The sequence below is a fragment of the Paenibacillus sp. FSL M7-0802 genome (assembly GCF_038004945.1).
Taxonomy (GTDB): domain Bacteria; phylum Bacillota; class Bacilli; order Paenibacillales; family Paenibacillaceae; genus Paenibacillus; species Paenibacillus polymyxa_B.
Genome location: NZ_JBBOSD010000001.1, coordinates 707156 through 722574, shown reverse-complemented (window position 1 = coordinate 722574; position 15419 = coordinate 707156). Strand labels below are relative to the sequence as shown.

The following is a 15419-nucleotide window of genomic DNA, read 5'->3' as shown; positions in this document are numbered from 1 at the left end:
ATGTACCTATTCAAAATCGAAGTGGACAGTTCGGAAGGAGCGCTGACCGTCATTCTCGCCGCTGAAAATGAAGAACAGGCATTTGAGGAGATTGAACAACATGTGGAGAGACACTTTCTATTTCCTCCCAAGCTGAACGAAGTGGCGATTGTGGAGAAAAAACGAATAACTTTAGGCGCAGCATATGTAATCGAGACACGCAAAGGCTAGATAGCCTCTGCGTGTTGTTTTTTTTTGGAGAAACGACGTTGTACTTTCACCAGACGCCAGAGAAGTAAAATAGCGCCTACTGCCAATCCTGTAATCAAACCGATCCAGTAGCCGTAGGGGCCCAATGAAGTCCAGCGTGCCAGTATATATCCTACAGGAAGCCCAATGACCCAATAGGAGAGGAATGTGAGCAAAAAGGCTGGATTGACGTCTTTATACCCGCGTAGCGCTCCTTGTGTAGGTGTAGCGACAGCATCAGATATCTGAAAGAAAATCGCATAGATTAGAAAATGCTGTGCCAATTGAATGACCTGCGGATCGGTGGAGTAAAGTCGAGCGACCTGTTCACCCCAGATAAGCAGTACAATAGCTGTAATCAGTGATAGACCTACTGCGCTGCTGATACCCATTACACTATAAGCTTTGGCATCCCGCGGGCGAGTAGCTCCTGTTTCATAGCCAACCAGAATCGTAAGTGCCATGCAAATGCTGAGTGGAATCATATACAGCGTAGATGCAAAGTTCATGGCGGCCTGATGTGCGGCTATGGTAGCTGTATTATAACTGCTCATGAAGAGGGTGACGGCTGAAAAGACGGCAGTCTCAAAAAATATAGCAAATCCAATCGGTACTCCAATCTTGATGAGCTCTTTCAAAGCACCAGCAGCAATCCCGTATATTTTGTTAAAGATTCGGTATTCGGCAAATATTTTTCCACGATGCGCAGTGATACCGGCAACCAGCATGATGATCCAGTAGGTGGTCGCCGTCGCTACCCCGGAACCCACACCCCCCAGACGCGGAAAACCCCAGTTTCCATAAATAAGTAGATAATTTAACAATACATTGATGGGTAATGACATGAGCGTGATTAACATCGTAAAGCGGGTTTGTCCCAATGCATCCATAAAGCTTCGGAGCACAGTGTAGGCAAATAGAGGAACAATCCCGAAGGCCATGGCACAAAGGTAGTATAGGGCCACATTATGAACTCTCAGTTCCAAATTCATACCGTTCAAAATAGGTTTGACCAAAATAATGCCAGCAATCAAAACGACCATAGACAGGGCGAGAGAGAGCCAAAGTGCTTGAATGACATAGTAGGAGACTTTATCTTTGCGCTGTGCTCCTACCAATTGAGATACAATGGGCGTGATAGCCATAAGTATTCCATTAAGGCCTGTTTGTACAGGAACCCATAGGCTTACTCCAATGGCTACTCCAGCCAGATCGGCAGGGGAAAAGTGCCCTGACATATTCGTATCGAAAAAAGTCATGGCAGATAGTGCAAGCTGGGTAATCAGGATAGGGAGCAAAATGTAGAAAAGCTGCTTCCATTTCTGCCCCGTTGTTAGTGTCAATTGCATTTTTGTTTTCCTCATTTACTAGGGATTGATTATTTGTATATATCATAACATGTAAGTATTTATTGTAAGGGATACCGCTACATTTGAACAGTAATAAAAAAGACTGCACCCGTTCGCCAAACAACGGGACAGCCTTCGAAATAATTATATAATTTCTAAATCTTGTATAAGAGAACGAGAAGTCCGGAGGGATAAATTATTTGTAAGTTACTCCACTTGTATAGCGGTTTGTGGCATTCCAGAGTAAATATTCATCCACTTTCATATCCTTAAGCGCGCGAATTTGATCCTCTACTTGAGTTTTCCCATACTTGGCATAATGTCCGCTCCCCAACCAACTTGCGGTAAAATCCTGGATCCAAGGACGGATAATTGGCTTTAGCTTGCCCGTCGGATCGAGCTTTTTGTGGGTATCGGCCATGGAGCCTTTAATCGTCTGGTAAGGATTCTTATCGGGATCTTTTACACCGAACCAGCCTGTGGTGTAGTGACTTGGATAAACCATGGGCGAAATGACATCCACATTTTCGGAGATTTTAGTGAAATCCTGTCCGATCCCCTCCGCAGCAGGAACGGATGCGGCATATCCGAAAATATCTACCGATACTCGCACACCTAATGGAGCAAGCTCTTTGCGGGCATATTGTACGAATTCAGCGACTGCATCCGAGCGGGATTGATCTGATTTGGTATATTTCAGCTTGTCTGCTCTTTTCTCAAAGCCTTCGGGGAAACGTACATAGTCAAATTGAATTTCCTTAAAACCAAGTTTGGCTGCTTCCTTAGCGATGGCGATATTATAATCCCATACTTCTTTATTATAGGGATTAACGAACCCGTCTCCTTTGCCGTTTTTCCAGACAGAGCCGTCAGGGTTACGGAAAGACATCTCGGGATTTTTGTTGGCCAGTACAGTATCTTTAAATACGACAATACGAGCAATCGGGTAAACATTATGCTTTTTCAATCGGTCCATCAAACCGGAAATATCCCGAATGAATTTTTGCGGCTTGCCCAATTCGAGCAGCTCGGGAGTGGTCGTTGGATAAGTGATGTAACCTGCATCGTCTTTAATATCAATAACCATGGAATTGAGCTCTGTCTTGTCAAGCAGTTCAAGCAACTGGCTCATACGCGAACCGCCTGCGCTATAAGCCGTGACATAGATGCCCTTGATAGCAGGAGTCGTCGGTTGTGGGTCAATTTTAACCGGAGGATTGGAGGCATCCACCTTCATATTATTGTGCTGAGCCTGAATCATGGCTCTGCTAATTGTTGTTGCCACCGTATCTTTTACATTTGGAGCGTTGGCTGACTGATCCCCGTTTCCGCCTATCCCCATCGCCAATAGCATAATTGCCCAAATCATATTCATTTCCTAACTCTCTCCCTTATGTATGTCGCTTACCTGATTATACGTAAAGTTATGTATCGAAAAACAACACGCTTGTAACCAATACTGGAATCATCAGGCACAGTCTTACATGATTAACCCAACCGGTGTTCATTGAATCCATAAAAATGCATAAATAATGCCGCTCTCTTCGCGGTCGTAGATGCAACCGGAAGAAGCGGCACTTGGTAAAGAAATTTATTGAAGATAATTATTGTCTTGATGCTCGCAAATACTGTACTGAATAATTTCTAGCGCATCCGTTGGCTTGAGTATGGCCATCCCGTCCCGAAGCACAATCATCGAGTTCAGCTCATCCTTTTTGAGAGAAGGGAGCATTTCCGGGTACCATCTTAAGACAATGTCGGACAGTTTTACCGTTTCCATTTCCACAAAAATCACCCTTTCCTGCTCGGAATCATTCCAAAAGAATCATTCAATACGATTCGGAAAAGCAAAGTGCCTGTGAAATAGCAGGTAAAGCTGGTCTTTATATACTATGGGAACAGCGCACATATAGTGTACCACAGAAACTGTATTTTGACACTTGGGTTTGTGCTTATCTTCGGCGAAATGAACCCATCACCCCAACCGTTTCCACAATATTGACAAAAGCAGAAGGGTCCACTTCTTTAATGATGCGTTTTAATTCAACTAGCTCGTAGCGTGTCGTGACAGTCATCAGCATGTCCTTTTCGGTATGTGAAAATGCGCCTTCAATTTTTATTTTGCTAACACCGCGTGGTGTGGTCAACATCCGCTCCAGTAGCTTGTCGGTGTGTTCTGTAATAATGTAGACGGTAATCTTCGTGTGACTGACATAGATTTGATCCAATACCTTGCCAGTCACAAAAATAGATAGCATCGACGCAAGTGCAATATTCCAATCATCATTCAAATATCCTGCTGCAAGAATGACCAGTCCATTCATGCCAACAAGTACAGTTCCTACGGGGAAGTCACGATAACGAGTGACGATGGAACCGATAATGTCAAAACCGCCCGTGGACCCTCCTACCCGAAAGGAAATTCCTGCTCCAACGCCGATCATTACCCCACCAAAAACGGAGGCCAGCAGGGGGTCCGACACGACAGATTGCACCGGCACCCACGCCAAAATCCACGTTGTAACGACAACGGATAAAATGCTCAGGCTAATAAAACGCTTGCCTAAAATAAACCAGCCTGCAATAAGCATCGGGATATTGATAATAAAATACATCGCGCTGATATCAAATTTTGTGAAGTAGCCGATTAACATGGAAAGCCCGGCTACTCCTCCGCTCAGCAAGTGGTGTGGCACGAGAAACAGATTAAAACCGCATGCAATGGCAGCGGCTCCAAAAATGACAGTTAAGCAGTTTAACACTATTTTTAACAACTTAATTTCACCTCATTTAAATTATACGGGAAGCAACTTGCTGGTATTCATGAATTGTTCTGTGCTATAATGCGATGTGGATATTCTTGAGTAGGGACCTATGTCCAGAGAAACACTTAAAATTTAAACTGTTTTAAAAAGGATAAATTCGTTTAAGATGTATCGGATAGGTTCCCCAAATTCATTACAGAAAGATGCAGTTATAGGTCTAAATAAACTGTCACTGTATTGGGGAAAACTTATACAATAATATCGCTACTTAAGAATACAGACAACATTGTGGATTGTCCACCACATCCACCATTATGAAGGAGTTTGAATAAATTTGACGACATTTGCAGAATTTGATCTTGAACCGAAAGTAATTCAGGCGATTACAGAACTGGGTTTTGAAGAAGCAACACCAATTCAATCCCAATCCATCCCGATTGCACTGCAAGGCAGAGACATGATTGGCCAAGCCCAAACAGGTACTGGTAAAACTGCTGCGTTTGGTATTCCGCTGATCAACAAAATTTCTAGAAGCGACGAAAAAATCAGAGCCCTGATCATGGCACCAACACGTGAGCTTGCTATCCAGGTAGCTGAAGAAATCGAAAAACTCTCCCGTTTCAAAGGTCTTCGTACTTTGCCAATCTATGGTGGACAAGATATCGTACGCCAGATTCGTGCTTTGAAAAAGAAACCTCAAATTATTATTGGTACGCCAGGACGCTTGCTTGACCATATTAATCGCAAAACCATCAAGCTGGAAGATGTAAACACAGTTGTTTTGGATGAAGCAGATGAAATGTTGGATATGGGCTTCATGGAAGATATTCAATCCATTCTGAAGCAAGTTCCAGACGAGCGCCAAACGATGCTTTTCTCGGCTACAATGCCTCCTAATATTAAAAGATTGGCTGAGCAATTCCTCAAAAATCCTGAGCATGTTTCAGTTATTCCTAAACAAGTTAGTGCTCCACTGATTGATCAGGCCTATATCGAAGTTCCTGAGCGTCAAAAATTCGAAGCATTGAGCCGTTTGATCGACATGGAATCCCCAGAACTTGCTATCGTATTTGGTCGTACCAAGCGTCGGGTAGACGAGCTGGCTGAAGCTCTGCAAAAACGCGGATATTCTGCAGACGGTTTGCATGGTGACTTGTCTCAAAACCAACGTGATGCTGTAATGCGTAAATTCCGTGACGGAAGCATCGATGTGCTCGTAGCGACTGACGTAGCTGCCCGTGGTTTGGACGTTTCCGGCGTAACTCACGTTGTGAACTTTGACCTTCCGCAAGATCCAGAAAGCTATGTTCACCGTATTGGACGTACTGGACGTGCAGGTAAAGAAGGGGAAGCTTGGTCTTTCGTAACGCCTCGTGAAATTGACCATTTGCACTTTATCGAACGTGTAACTCGTCACCGCATTCCACGCAAGCCGCTTCCAACGTTGGCTGAAGCTCTGGAAGGCAAACAACGTATCATTGCTGAACGTCTCCTAGAGGCTGTAGAAAGCGGTGAGCTGAACGAGTACAAAGGTTTGGCTATTCAAATGCTGGAGCAATATGATTCTGTACAACTTCTCTCCGCAGCTCTGAAACTGATGACTGGTGAGAAAAGAGAAGCATCGATTGAGTTGACTCCAGAAGATCCGATCCGTGCAAAACGTCGTAAACCAGACGTGCGTTCTGGCGGTCGCAAGCCTTCCAACTATAGCGGTCGCAGCAATGGTGGTTACAATTCCAACCGTTCTGGCGGTACCGGCGGTAGTGGAAGTAAAGGTGGATATGGCGGTTACAACCGTGGCAAAGAAGGCGGTGGCTACAACCGTGATTCCGGAAGCCGCTACAGTGGAGATCGTAAACCACGCCCGAGCAGCAATGGAGAAACTCGTCGTCCTGCAAGACGTGAAGATTCCTCTTCCGAATAAGAAATGAAATAATGAAAAGTCGAAGCAGATGAAGCTTCGGCTTTTTTGTTATGATTGATCAGTATGAATGAACCTTTTAGCGATCTGCTTTAATGGGTCATGTATTGATTTCTCTGGCGTATTAGGGCTGAAATACGGTATGATATAGTCAAGAGCCGGAATTTATAGGCATAGCAACATGAGTCTTGGAACTGCCAAGGCTTGCGGAGGGAGAGACTGACATTGGAGTTTAAAGGAGCTATGGGTGGTATTTACCGCCTGACCGAGTGGATTACCCGACTGGCGGCTACAAATTTGTTATGGGTGTTATGTTCGTCGCCCTTTGTATTCTGCCTCATACTGAAACTACTTGTAATGAATCAGAATTTGGCTAATGAGTCTTTACAAATGAACTGGGCGATGGCTATTTTGGCACCGCTTACTTTATTTCCAGCCACATCGGCTATGTTCACAGTGGTTCGCAAATGGGTAATGGGTGATACCGATACGGGCGTGTTTCGTACCTTTTTTAAAGGGTATAAAGAGAATTATAAGCAGAGTCTGATCGGGGGTATCTTTTACACATTGCTGTTTGTCATCATGTATGTGGATTATACCGTATATATGACACAACTCAGCAACTTGCAAATCGTGGGCGTAATTATGCTTATTCTTATCATTATTTTGCTTGTGTCTATGTTTAACTTCTTTTCGATGGTGGCTCATTATCATATGTCTACCGGACAAATTATTAAAAATGCGGTTTTATTGACGCTGATTCGACCATTCCGTGTATTTTCCACCATGCTCGGCAGCGCCGTTGTTATATTTATTGGAGTCAAATATCCTGTGCTTTTCCTATTCTTCATCGGCAGCGTGGTTGCCTGGTTCGCTTTCTTTAATTTTTATGGAACATTCCTCAAAATGCAAGATCAAATGGAAAAGATGAAGCAGAAAGATGAAGATACGGCAACCATTGAAGACAAGAAAAGTGATAACCTCTAAAAATAAAACATATTTCTCCTAGCATTTACTTTCTGAGTGAGAAGCGCTATAATAAGGTCACATCCTGCGATGCACGTTACGGTCATTTGTTGTTTTGAACCAATGACAATGTCTAGGGAGATCTATACGGATGAACAGCTGAAAAGCCCTGTCAATTCCTGACAAGGGGACTTCAAAAGTTTATTCTGCGGTCACCCACCTGCTAAAGCAGGTTCAGAAGACGCTATGGTCGGACGGCATCGGCGGGTACTCCAAAGATAATGAATACACTCTGTTCATGCTTCGTGCAGAAACAGGGTGTTTTTTGTATGTAACAATGTTAAACTAAGACATGAGGTACTAAGGTCGCATACCACAGGTATGGTCGGTTAAATTTTTGTTGTTTAACGTTTTTATAAAGCGCTTGCAGCAAAAAAACCGATGTGCTGCATTATGGCAACGATTATCGTGAAGGAGGAAATGTCTTGTCGTTGAAGAGGACTCTGGTAGGGATTGTGCGCAGCCAAGAAGGTACAAGCGACCGGGTCAAGGACCCCCAAATGAAGACACGCTATTATAACTTATCGAGAGACAAGGCTTGGGAAGAAGTATCATCTATTTTGAAAAAAATTCCTGGCTACAAGGTACTCCATGAGGTAGCATCTGTAGGTGAGATTACGTTAGAGAAGCGAACGGCGTTCGGTAGAACCGTCGACATTACCGTTTCTATATTGTCCGTCTCGCCAGTTCGGAGTGCGGTGGATATTTATTCTGCTTCACGCGGATCGCTAGGGGACTTGGGCGCGAATTACCGCATCATTTTGCAACTGTTCGCTGTGATTGACAAGAAGCTGTCCGCTCATAAGGTCGTGCAGTAATTGTAGATGTGTGAGCAGTGATGTGGCAGACAAACGTCAAAAAAAGCGAGGAAGGCAACCCTTCACTCGCTTTTTTAATATTCAGTCTTGATTTAGACGAGTTTTTTCACTGCTGCAATCGCTTGGTCGTAGTCAGGATGTTCGGACATTTCGCTCAAGTATTCTACGTAAGCGATTTTGTCATTTTGATCAATCACAAAAATAGCTCTATGATCCAAATGGAATTCCTTGATGAACACACCATAAGCTTCGCCGAAGGAATGATCCTTATAGTCGGACAGTGTCAATACGCGGTCGATACCGGCAGCACCGCACCAACGAGCTTGAGCGAAAGGCAGATCGACGCTGACAGTCAGCACTACGACTTGATCCCCAAGGGAATCAGCTTCCTGGTTAAAACGTCGAGTCTGTGCGTCACACACGCCTGTATCCAAAGAAGGAACAACACTGATCAATTTGACTTTGCCTGCAAAGTCTTGGAGCGTAGCTGCTTCTAGCAGGTTTTTCTGTAATTTGAAATCAGGTGCCTGATCTCCAACCTTCAGTTCGGGACCTAAGAGTGTCAAAGGATTGCCTTTAAAAGTAGCAGCTCCTGTACGTTCTTGTGCCATATGTAATAGCCTCCTTGGTTTTTAGCATTGGTTATCGTTGCCGAAATCTATTATAATCTTTTATAAAAGACATTGTCCAATTTGAATAAGGTGGAGACACCCATGAAGGAAGGATTGCCTTGATTTTTTTACGTTATGAGAACTGGAAAAGTTATTTGCGGTTTTACCCAGTAACCTGTCTGATTTTGCTCATTAATATTGTGATGTTTATTGTACTCACCGTACAGGGTGGATCGGAAAATAGTTTGACGTTGATCCGATATGGAGCTTTGATTAATGAAGCGCCATTCACTGATCAACTGTGGCGATATGTATCAGCCATGTTTTTACATGCAGGGTTTGATCATCTTCTGTTCAATTCCTTCGCCATACTCGTCTTCGCTCCTCCGCTGGAGCGTTTGCTGGGGTCCTTCCGCTATGTGTTATTGTATCTGGTCACGGGCATTGTAGGGAACATACTGTCCATCGCGCATTACAATATGATGACGGAAACGACAGTCTCTGTAGGAGCTTCAGGAGCGATTTATGGCATCTATGGAGCATTCCTATACGTTGCCCTGTTCCAGCGGTCACTGATGGATGACGCCTCGCGTAAAACGCTGTACACGCTGCTTGGGTTTGGTATCCTGTTTTCTTTCGCTGTAGCGAACATTAACTGGACCGCTCACTTCGGGGGATTGCTCAGTGGGTTTTTCCTTTATGGATTAATGATCAGATTGACTGGCCAACGCAAACGTCACTAAAGACAGTTTTACGGTAAGTTAGCAGGGCAAGAAAGAGGATGATGTTCGATTGACGTCTTCTTCCGGATGTTGAAAAACAGATTGGAGCGAATATCGGAGTGGAATTACGACAGTTGCAATACTTCATGAAGGTAGCGCAAAAAGAACATGTCACTCAGGCAGCCGAGGAGCTACATGTGGCGCAATCTGCGGTAAGTCGGCAAATTCATCAGCTTGAAGAGGAGCTGGGAGTCAATCTTTTTATGCAAAAGGGTCGCAATTTGCAGCTTACGCCAGTGGGACAACTATTTTGCAAACGGGTTGAGACGATTATAAAAGATCTAGAGCGAGCTGTTTTAGAAGTTCATGAGTTTTTGGATCCTGAGGGGGGCGAAATCCGCATCGGTTTTCCGCACAGTTTGGGGATTCATCTTATTCCTACGGTGGTGGCTGAATTCCGAAAGCGGTATCCCAATGTTAAATTCAGATTTAAACAGGGGATGTACCCGAGTTTAATTCGTGATGTGTTAGCGGGTGAGGTGGATTTGGCTTTTGTATCTCCTTTTCCGGATCGTCATGATCATGTAGAGGGGGATGTGGTGCTGACCGAGGAGTTGTTTGCTGTTCTCCCGCCCAATCATCCTTTAGCTACGGCCAAACACATTACGCTGAGTCAGCTTAAAGGAGAAAAATTCATCCTGTTCAGAGATGGATATTCGTTACGTCCGATTGTCTGGCAGGCTTGTCTGGAGGCAGGGTTTACGCCGGATATCGCTTTTGAAGGTGAAGAGACAGATACGATTCGCGGATTAGTTGCGGCTGGTATGGGAGTCAGTCTTTTGCCTGAAATGGCGTTGTTTCAGACCAACCCGCTTCAACCTGCAAGAGTGTCGATTGTTGATCCAGAGGTCACGCGAACTATTGGCTTGATTCATCGCAGAGATGACAAACTACCCTTAGTTGCAAAGTCATTCCGAACTTTTTTGTTGCAATATTTTGGCCTTAAAGGTAGTGCTGCTACTCCGAATGGAAGTGCTAAAGCGGATTTAGGGCAGTGAGTATAGCTGATTGGTTTTAGATAAAGGAAAAAGGTTGTTCCTCTTGGTGGAGGAACAACCTTTTTTTGTAATACAAGCAATTAATCCCGGCTGTTAAAGATACCGATTAAGCGGATTAGTTCCAGCAAGGAAACGAGAGCTGCAGCCACATAAGTTAATGCAGCAGCATTTAATACTTTGGCTATACCCCGTTCTTCATCACTACGGATAAACCCTTCGGAAACCATAATTTCTCGGGCGCGGTTGGAAGCATTGAATTCAACCGGTAATGTAATTAATTGAAAAGCGACAGTAGCCGAGAAAAAGATGATACCCAAGCCAATCAGGTTCGTGTAGCTGAATAAGAAACCGGCAATCAGCAGAAACGGTGCAATCCCGGAAGCGAAGTTTACGATCGGAAAGATCCGGTGACGGAGTGCCAGCATGGGATAATGCTCTTTATGCTGAATGGCATGACCAACCTCGTGACAAGCTACGGCAACTGCGGAAATGGATTTTTCATAATAAACGGGCTCGGACAGCCGTACGACTCTTTGCATTGGATCATAATGGTCAGATAACGCACCAGGTACTGGTTCAATAGGCACATCATGCAAACCATTGCGATCCAGCATGTGCCGAGCTGCATCATAACCGGTCAACCCATTTTCGTTTGGGACATCAGACCATTTATTAAAAGTACCTTTTACACGGAATTGCGCCCATAAGGATAATCCGAACGCAAGAATAATCAATATATACATACCCATCATAAAGCAACCCTCCATTATTGTTCATCACTAGCCCGGGCATCTACATCATAGAACTATGCTCCAGCAGATACTTCAGAGCTTCGATACAAGCGGCGCTTTGTGGTAGTAGACCAGTAAGCAACTTGCGCGCTTGAACGGGCTTGAGCTGCCCCAGAAGAGGCTGTAGTTCATTGACTTCACGTTCCAGACGCTGCATGTGCATCTCTAGACTCGTTAGTTTGTCCGTGACGTGCTCTTCCCCCGCGACCGAGTTCCATTTAATCAGTGTCTGTCTGATTTCCTCGAGGCTATATTTCTCTTGTTTCATTTGGTTAATACGTTCAAGCCTGTTTAAGGTTTCATCATTATAAAGCCGATAATTTTTCAATGATCGTTCTTCAGGTGTGATTAAACCAAGCTTTGTGTAATAATCAATAGTTCGTTCGCTGACACCAGCCGCCTTGGCTAGCTCACCAATTCGATACAGCTTCATATCCCCATCTGTCTTCACCTCGCGCTCTTCGTTCAACCTTCAATATTAGCATTTGCAAACGGAGTGTTTATAAAGAATATTTTACATGATTCCCAACCATACAGTCAAACGTCATGCTTTTTTTCGGACAGAAACAAGCTACTTTTATAGTTAGTAAATGTGACATGGATTGTTTGGGACCATATTTTTTTAACATAATAAAAAAAATCTTGTCAACTTTCATGTATTCTGATTATAATGACAATAAGAATTTCACGAAATGTAAAGAAACTTAACATTCGAGGGAGTGGGCTTCATGAGAAAAAAGTGGTTAGTTGTATTATTGGCCATGCTGACAGTATTAGCTTTTCCGGTAGGTGCGTTTGCTGCTGACGGTCCGACAAATATTCAACTTCAAGCTGGGCTAAACACGGCCTTTACGTTCTTGGCATTTATACTTGTATTTTTTATGCAAGCGGGATTTGCATTGCTGGAGGCAGGCTCGACACGAATGAAGAATGCGGGCCATGTCGCTGGTAAAACGATTCTCACCACGGGTGTTGCGGCTTTGTCCTTCTGGGCACTTGGATTTGGATTCGGCTTTGGTAATGATGGCGGCAACGGATTTATGGGACTGACGGGTTTCTTCATGAGTGGTACGGATGCTGCAGTATCGTTTGATGCTCTTTCAGGTCTGGATGTTCCGATTACAATTATGTTTTTGTTCCACTTTGCTTTCGCTGCGGTATCACTTTCTATCGCATGCGGGGGGATGGCAGAGCGTGCAAAATTAAGTGTATACATTATCTTCGGTATTTTATTCTCCATCGTAATCTATCCGGTTGTAGCTCACTGGGTGTGGGGCGGCGGCTGGCTTGGTAAGTTGGGAATGCAGGATTATGCCGGTTCGACGGTAGTCCATTTGACAGGCGCTACGGCGGCACTCGTCGCTACACTGCTGCTCAAACCGCGTCTGGGCAAGTTCAATAAAGATGGCAAGCCGAACATTATCCCTGGTCATAATCAGGTGTACTCTATCTTGGGTGTTATTATTCTCTGGTTTGGTTGGTTTGGATTTAACCCAGGTAGTGCGGTATCGGCTATGAACGACGGATTCTTTGGATATGTGGCCTTGACTACCAATATTGCTGCTGCGGCAGGTGGAGTTTTCGCTTTGCTCGTATCCTGGATGGTATACGGAAAGGCAGATATTCCTGCTATGTTAAATGGTGTGCTGGCGGCTTTGGTTGCCATTACTGGTTCTTGTGCCTTTGTAGCACCTTGGGCGGCACTGGTCATTGGTGCAGTTGCAGGGATCGTCACTTTCTTCACAGCGCAATGGTTTGAGCGTGCAAGAGTAGATGACCCGGTATATGCTTTCTCCGTGCATGGTGTTGCAGGGATGTGGGGCGCAGTGTCCACAGGGTTCTTCGCTACTCCTGAGCTTGTAAAAATAACAGGTGTAGGTCAAGCGGGTCTGTTCTATGGTGGTGGATTTACCCAATTAGGAGTACAGCTGCTTGGACTGATTGGCACCTTGGCTTTCGTGTTCGTCATTTCCTTCATTATTCTTGGTGCGATGAAAGCAATTATGGGTATTCGCGTTACGGAAGAGGAAGAAACGATGGGACTGGATATCAGTGAACACGGTACGTACGGGTATCCTGAGCAAATGAAGTTGGTTGCTGAGGCTGAAAAGCGTTCTGGAATTGTGAACTAATATGTAAAATATAAAGAACCAGTATGGATGAGCGGAGGAGATGGAAGTATGGAACTGCAAAATATGGCCCCTTGGGTGAGTTCCGCCGAAGCGATAGATCATGCAGATACACCTGAATCGCTAAGGCAGGCCAGGGTCGACTCTCAAAAATGGCTGCTGGCTTCCCAAGCCTCCGCTCCGTTATCAGACTGGTTACGAACGGCGAATGAAATGCATGACCGCATCGCGGCCAGAGCTGTACAAATGTGCGAAAAAGGGATGGTTGAGGATGGCTTCGGCCCTCCTCCCGTCCCTTACGCATTTATAGCCTTCGGAAGCATGGGGCGCTCGGAATCGACGCTGTGGAGTGACCAGGATAACGGTATGATTATCAGTGACACAATATCTGCTGACAAAGAATTGTATTTTAGAGAGTTTGGTCGCAGAGTGTCTGCGATGTTAGAGTATTTGGGATATCCCAAATGTGAAGGGAAAGTAATGTGCTCGGAGCCGTTGTGGCGTCAAACATTGTCTGGATGGCAAAAACAGCTAACGAAATGGTCGGATGATTTTGCTTGGGAGCCGATCCGTTATCTGATTATCTCGTCTGATATGAGGCATATCGCTGGAGATGAGCGACTATCTGCAAACTGGAAACGAAGTTTTTATGAGTTGTTCCGAAAACATCCTGATTTACCCTCGGCGGTACTTAGGAACACAGTGAGGCATAAAGCGACACTTAATATTTTAGGTCAGATCGTTACCGAGCGCTTCGGTGAGCATGCGGGCGATTTTGATGTGAAATACGGGTTGTACATTCCGCTGGTGAACGCAGTCCGTTTTTTGGCATTGCAACATGGTGTGGAGGAAACCTCTACCTTCAAAAGGCTCAGTCGTCTCGCATCGCTGGAAGCGGCACCGTTGCCTTTACTCGATGCTTGCGAGCGAGCCTTTCGGATTGCGCTTCAGCTACGAATGGCTACGCCAGTGAAGGAGAATGATGGATTGCTGGTCAGCAATGGCTACCTGGCTGTAAAGCCGCTGAAACAAGGTAAAGGCTGGCATGAGTTGCGCGAGGCGCTTTCGACGGTACGACGGCTGCATCGTGCGTTGCAAAGGCAGTTGCGATTTATGGAAGGGAGAAGGTCATGAAGGAACCAGCGCAGGGAAGTGGCTTCTGGAGCGCTCTCCGCAGAGGAGGAGTGCCGTCTGCGATCGCATCTGTAATGGGGGCTCCTACGGCTCAGCAGATGGCGTTTATTCGCTCCTTAACCCGGGAGCAACGGCGCTCTGAAGTATTGCGGACCCCGCTGGATCGTTTGGAGACGGTAGTTTTTGATCTGGAGACAACGGGATTTTCAGCACAGCATGGAGATGAGATTTTATCGTTCGGGGCGATTCGGGTTGTCGGGGACATGATTATGGAAAAAGAGCAGTTTTATACGCTTGTTAATCCACGGACTGTGATTCCTGAGCACATTACCGAGCTAACTGGGATTACCCGGGAAATGACGGATCAAGCTCCACCACTTATGAATGGACTGCACGACTTTATGTCCTTTGTAGGTGGGCGAGTACTTGTAGCACATGCTAGCGCTCATGATAAGGCCTTTTTGAATGCTGCATTATGGAAAACATCTAAAGTCCAATTGACTCATCGTGTTCTGGATACGATGATGCTTGCCAAATGGCTCGAGCCACAGCAACATCAAACCTACAGTTTGGATGAATTGTTGGCCTACCAATCCATTCCGATTGAAGGGCGGCACCATGCGTTAGAGGATGCGAAAATGACGGCTAAGCTGTGGGTTGCGTATGTTCAGGAAATGCTGAAGCGTAACGTGACCAATTTGGCAGATGTCTACGCGCATTTAAGTCATGCCTGATTCAGTACAAGGCATAGCATTCATATACACATAAAAACAGCAAGTTCGCGATTTCGTGGGTTTGCTGTTTTTTTTGCGTCCTGTTCAGATTTAGAAGGTTAGAGGTGGGAACAGTATGGGCATCCTATGGAGA

The 15419-nt window shown here is 45.1% G+C and carries 16 protein-coding genes and 1 other RNA gene; 10 read left to right on the top strand and 7 right to left on the bottom strand.

What is annotated here, in order from left to right; translation table 11 throughout:
• Positions 1–210, top strand: coding sequence for a DUF3906 family protein (locus MHB54_RS03640; RefSeq protein WP_023988014.1), 210 nt, complete (start codon positions 1–3; stop codon positions 208–210).
• Here MHB54_RS03640 and MHB54_RS03635 read toward each other — a convergent pair.
• The 4 genes from MHB54_RS03635 to MHB54_RS03620 form a co-directional block, all read right to left on the bottom strand.
• Positions 207–1577, bottom strand: coding sequence for an MATE family efflux transporter (locus tag MHB54_RS03635; protein ID WP_340981390.1), 1371 nt, complete (start codon positions 1575–1577; stop codon positions 207–209). The genes MHB54_RS03640 and MHB54_RS03635 overlap by 4 nt on opposite strands.
• Positions 1578–1773: 196 nt before the next feature.
• Positions 1774–2952, bottom strand: a complete 1179-nt coding sequence (locus MHB54_RS03630; RefSeq protein ID WP_340981389.1) for a putative glycoside hydrolase — start codon at positions 2950–2952, stop codon at positions 1774–1776.
• A gap of 216 nt (positions 2953–3168) precedes the next feature.
• The gene (locus MHB54_RS03625) at positions 3169–3357 is read right to left on the bottom strand and encodes a hypothetical protein (protein ID WP_080683009.1); all 189 of its coding nucleotides are present in this window, start codon (positions 3355–3357) and stop codon (positions 3169–3171) included.
• A 172-nt stretch (positions 3358–3529) separates the two neighbouring features.
• Positions 3530–4351: a YitT family protein gene (locus MHB54_RS03620; protein WP_023988017.1), complete on the bottom strand. Its 822-nt coding sequence runs from the start codon at positions 4349–4351 to the stop codon at positions 3530–3532.
• Between the two features lie 325 nt (positions 4352–4676).
• On the opposite strand from MHB54_RS03620, the gene MHB54_RS03615 reads away from it, so the two are divergent.
• The 4 genes from MHB54_RS03615 to MHB54_RS03600 all read left to right on the top strand — a co-directional run bounded on the left by MHB54_RS03615 (position 4677) and on the right by MHB54_RS03600 (position 8107).
• Positions 4677–6266: a DEAD/DEAH box helicase gene (locus MHB54_RS03615; RefSeq protein ID WP_023988018.1), complete on the top strand. Its 1590-nt coding sequence runs from the start codon at positions 4677–4679 to the stop codon at positions 6264–6266.
• A 222-nt stretch (positions 6267–6488) separates the two neighbouring features.
• A complete protein-coding gene (locus MHB54_RS03610) occupies positions 6489–7250 on the top strand; it encodes a YesL family protein (protein WP_023988019.1) in 762 nt (253 codons plus the stop codon).
• A gap of 58 nt (positions 7251–7308) precedes the next feature.
• A non-coding RNA gene (gene ssrS, locus MHB54_RS03605) (6S RNA) lies at positions 7309–7503 on the top strand.
• A gap of 211 nt (positions 7504–7714) precedes the next feature.
• Positions 7715–8107: a DUF1499 domain-containing protein gene (locus tag MHB54_RS03600; protein ID WP_013309718.1), complete on the top strand. Its 393-nt coding sequence runs from the start codon at positions 7715–7717 to the stop codon at positions 8105–8107.
• Between the two features lie 92 nt (positions 8108–8199).
• Here the strand turns inward: MHB54_RS03600 and tpx are convergent, their stop codons facing one another.
• Complete coding sequence (gene tpx, locus MHB54_RS03595; protein ID WP_023988020.1) at positions 8200–8718, bottom strand: thiol peroxidase; 519 nt, start codon at positions 8716–8718, stop codon at positions 8200–8202.
• Between the two features lie 119 nt (positions 8719–8837).
• Between tpx and MHB54_RS03590 the strand changes: the two genes are divergently transcribed.
• Both MHB54_RS03590 and MHB54_RS03585 read left to right on the top strand, forming a co-directional pair.
• Entirely contained in the window at positions 8838–9461 is a 624-nt protein-coding gene (locus MHB54_RS03590) for a rhomboid family intramembrane serine protease (RefSeq protein WP_023988021.1), read from the top strand.
• Positions 9462–9559: 98 nt separating this feature from the next.
• Positions 9560–10498 (top strand): LysR family transcriptional regulator, encoded by a 939-nt coding sequence (locus MHB54_RS03585; protein WP_023988022.1) that lies wholly within the window; start codon positions 9560–9562, stop codon positions 10496–10498.
• Between the two features lie 80 nt (positions 10499–10578).
• Here MHB54_RS03585 and MHB54_RS03580 read toward each other — a convergent pair whose 3' ends face one another.
• Together MHB54_RS03580 and MHB54_RS03575 are read right to left on the bottom strand one after the other, a co-directional pair.
• A complete protein-coding gene (locus MHB54_RS03580) occupies positions 10579–11250 on the bottom strand; it encodes a zinc metallopeptidase (protein ID WP_023988023.1) in 672 nt (223 codons plus the stop codon).
• Between the two features lie 40 nt (positions 11251–11290).
• Positions 11291–11722 (bottom strand): MerR family transcriptional regulator, encoded by a 432-nt coding sequence (locus tag MHB54_RS03575; protein WP_023988024.1) that lies wholly within the window; start codon positions 11720–11722, stop codon positions 11291–11293.
• A gap of 295 nt (positions 11723–12017) precedes the next feature.
• On the opposite strand from MHB54_RS03575, the gene MHB54_RS03570 reads away from it, so the two are divergent.
• The 3 genes from MHB54_RS03570 to MHB54_RS03560 are packed head-to-tail and all read left to right on the top strand — an operon-like array spanning position 12018 to position 15286.
• The gene (locus MHB54_RS03570) at positions 12018–13421 is read left to right on the top strand and encodes an ammonium transporter (protein ID WP_023988025.1); all 1404 of its coding nucleotides are present in this window, start codon (positions 12018–12020) and stop codon (positions 13419–13421) included.
• A gap of 48 nt (positions 13422–13469) precedes the next feature.
• Positions 13470–14552 (top strand): DUF294 nucleotidyltransferase-like domain-containing protein, encoded by a 1083-nt coding sequence (locus MHB54_RS03565; RefSeq protein ID WP_023988026.1) that lies wholly within the window; start codon positions 13470–13472, stop codon positions 14550–14552.
• Entirely contained in the window at positions 14549–15286 is a 738-nt protein-coding gene (locus MHB54_RS03560; protein WP_023988027.1) for an exonuclease domain-containing protein, read from the top strand. Before MHB54_RS03565 ends, MHB54_RS03560 begins: the two co-directional genes overlap by 4 nt.
• Positions 15287–15419 lie beyond the last annotated feature (133 nt).

Excerpts from the sequence above, each read along its gene's own strand:
- tpx (WP_023988020.1), bottom strand. The coding sequence starts at position 8,718 with ATGGCACAAGAACGTACAGGAGCTGCTACTTTTAAAGGCAATCCTTTG.
- MHB54_RS03640 (WP_023988014.1), top strand. The coding sequence starts at position 1 with ATGTACCTATTCAAAATCGAAGTGGACAGTTCGGAAGGAGCGCTGACC.
- MHB54_RS03570 (WP_023988025.1), top strand. The coding sequence starts at position 12,018 with ATGAGAAAAAAGTGGTTAGTTGTATTATTGGCCATGCTGACAGTATTA.
- MHB54_RS03565 (WP_023988026.1), top strand. The coding sequence starts at position 13,470 with ATGGAACTGCAAAATATGGCCCCTTGGGTGAGTTCCGCCGAAGCGATA.
- MHB54_RS03625 (WP_080683009.1), bottom strand. The coding sequence starts at position 3,357 with ATGGAAACGGTAAAACTGTCCGACATTGTCTTAAGATGGTACCCGGAA.
- MHB54_RS03575 (WP_023988024.1), bottom strand. The coding sequence starts at position 11,722 with ATGAAGCTGTATCGAATTGGTGAGCTAGCCAAGGCGGCTGGTGTCAGC.
- MHB54_RS03560 (WP_023988027.1), top strand. The coding sequence starts at position 14,549 with ATGAAGGAACCAGCGCAGGGAAGTGGCTTCTGGAGCGCTCTCCGCAGA.
- MHB54_RS03580 (WP_023988023.1), bottom strand. The coding sequence starts at position 11,250 with ATGATGGGTATGTATATATTGATTATTCTTGCGTTCGGATTATCCTTA.
- MHB54_RS03635 (WP_340981390.1), bottom strand. The coding sequence starts at position 1,577 with ATGCAATTGACACTAACAACGGGGCAGAAATGGAAGCAGCTTTTCTAC.
- MHB54_RS03630 (WP_340981389.1), bottom strand. The coding sequence starts at position 2,952 with ATGAATATGATTTGGGCAATTATGCTATTGGCGATGGGGATAGGCGGA.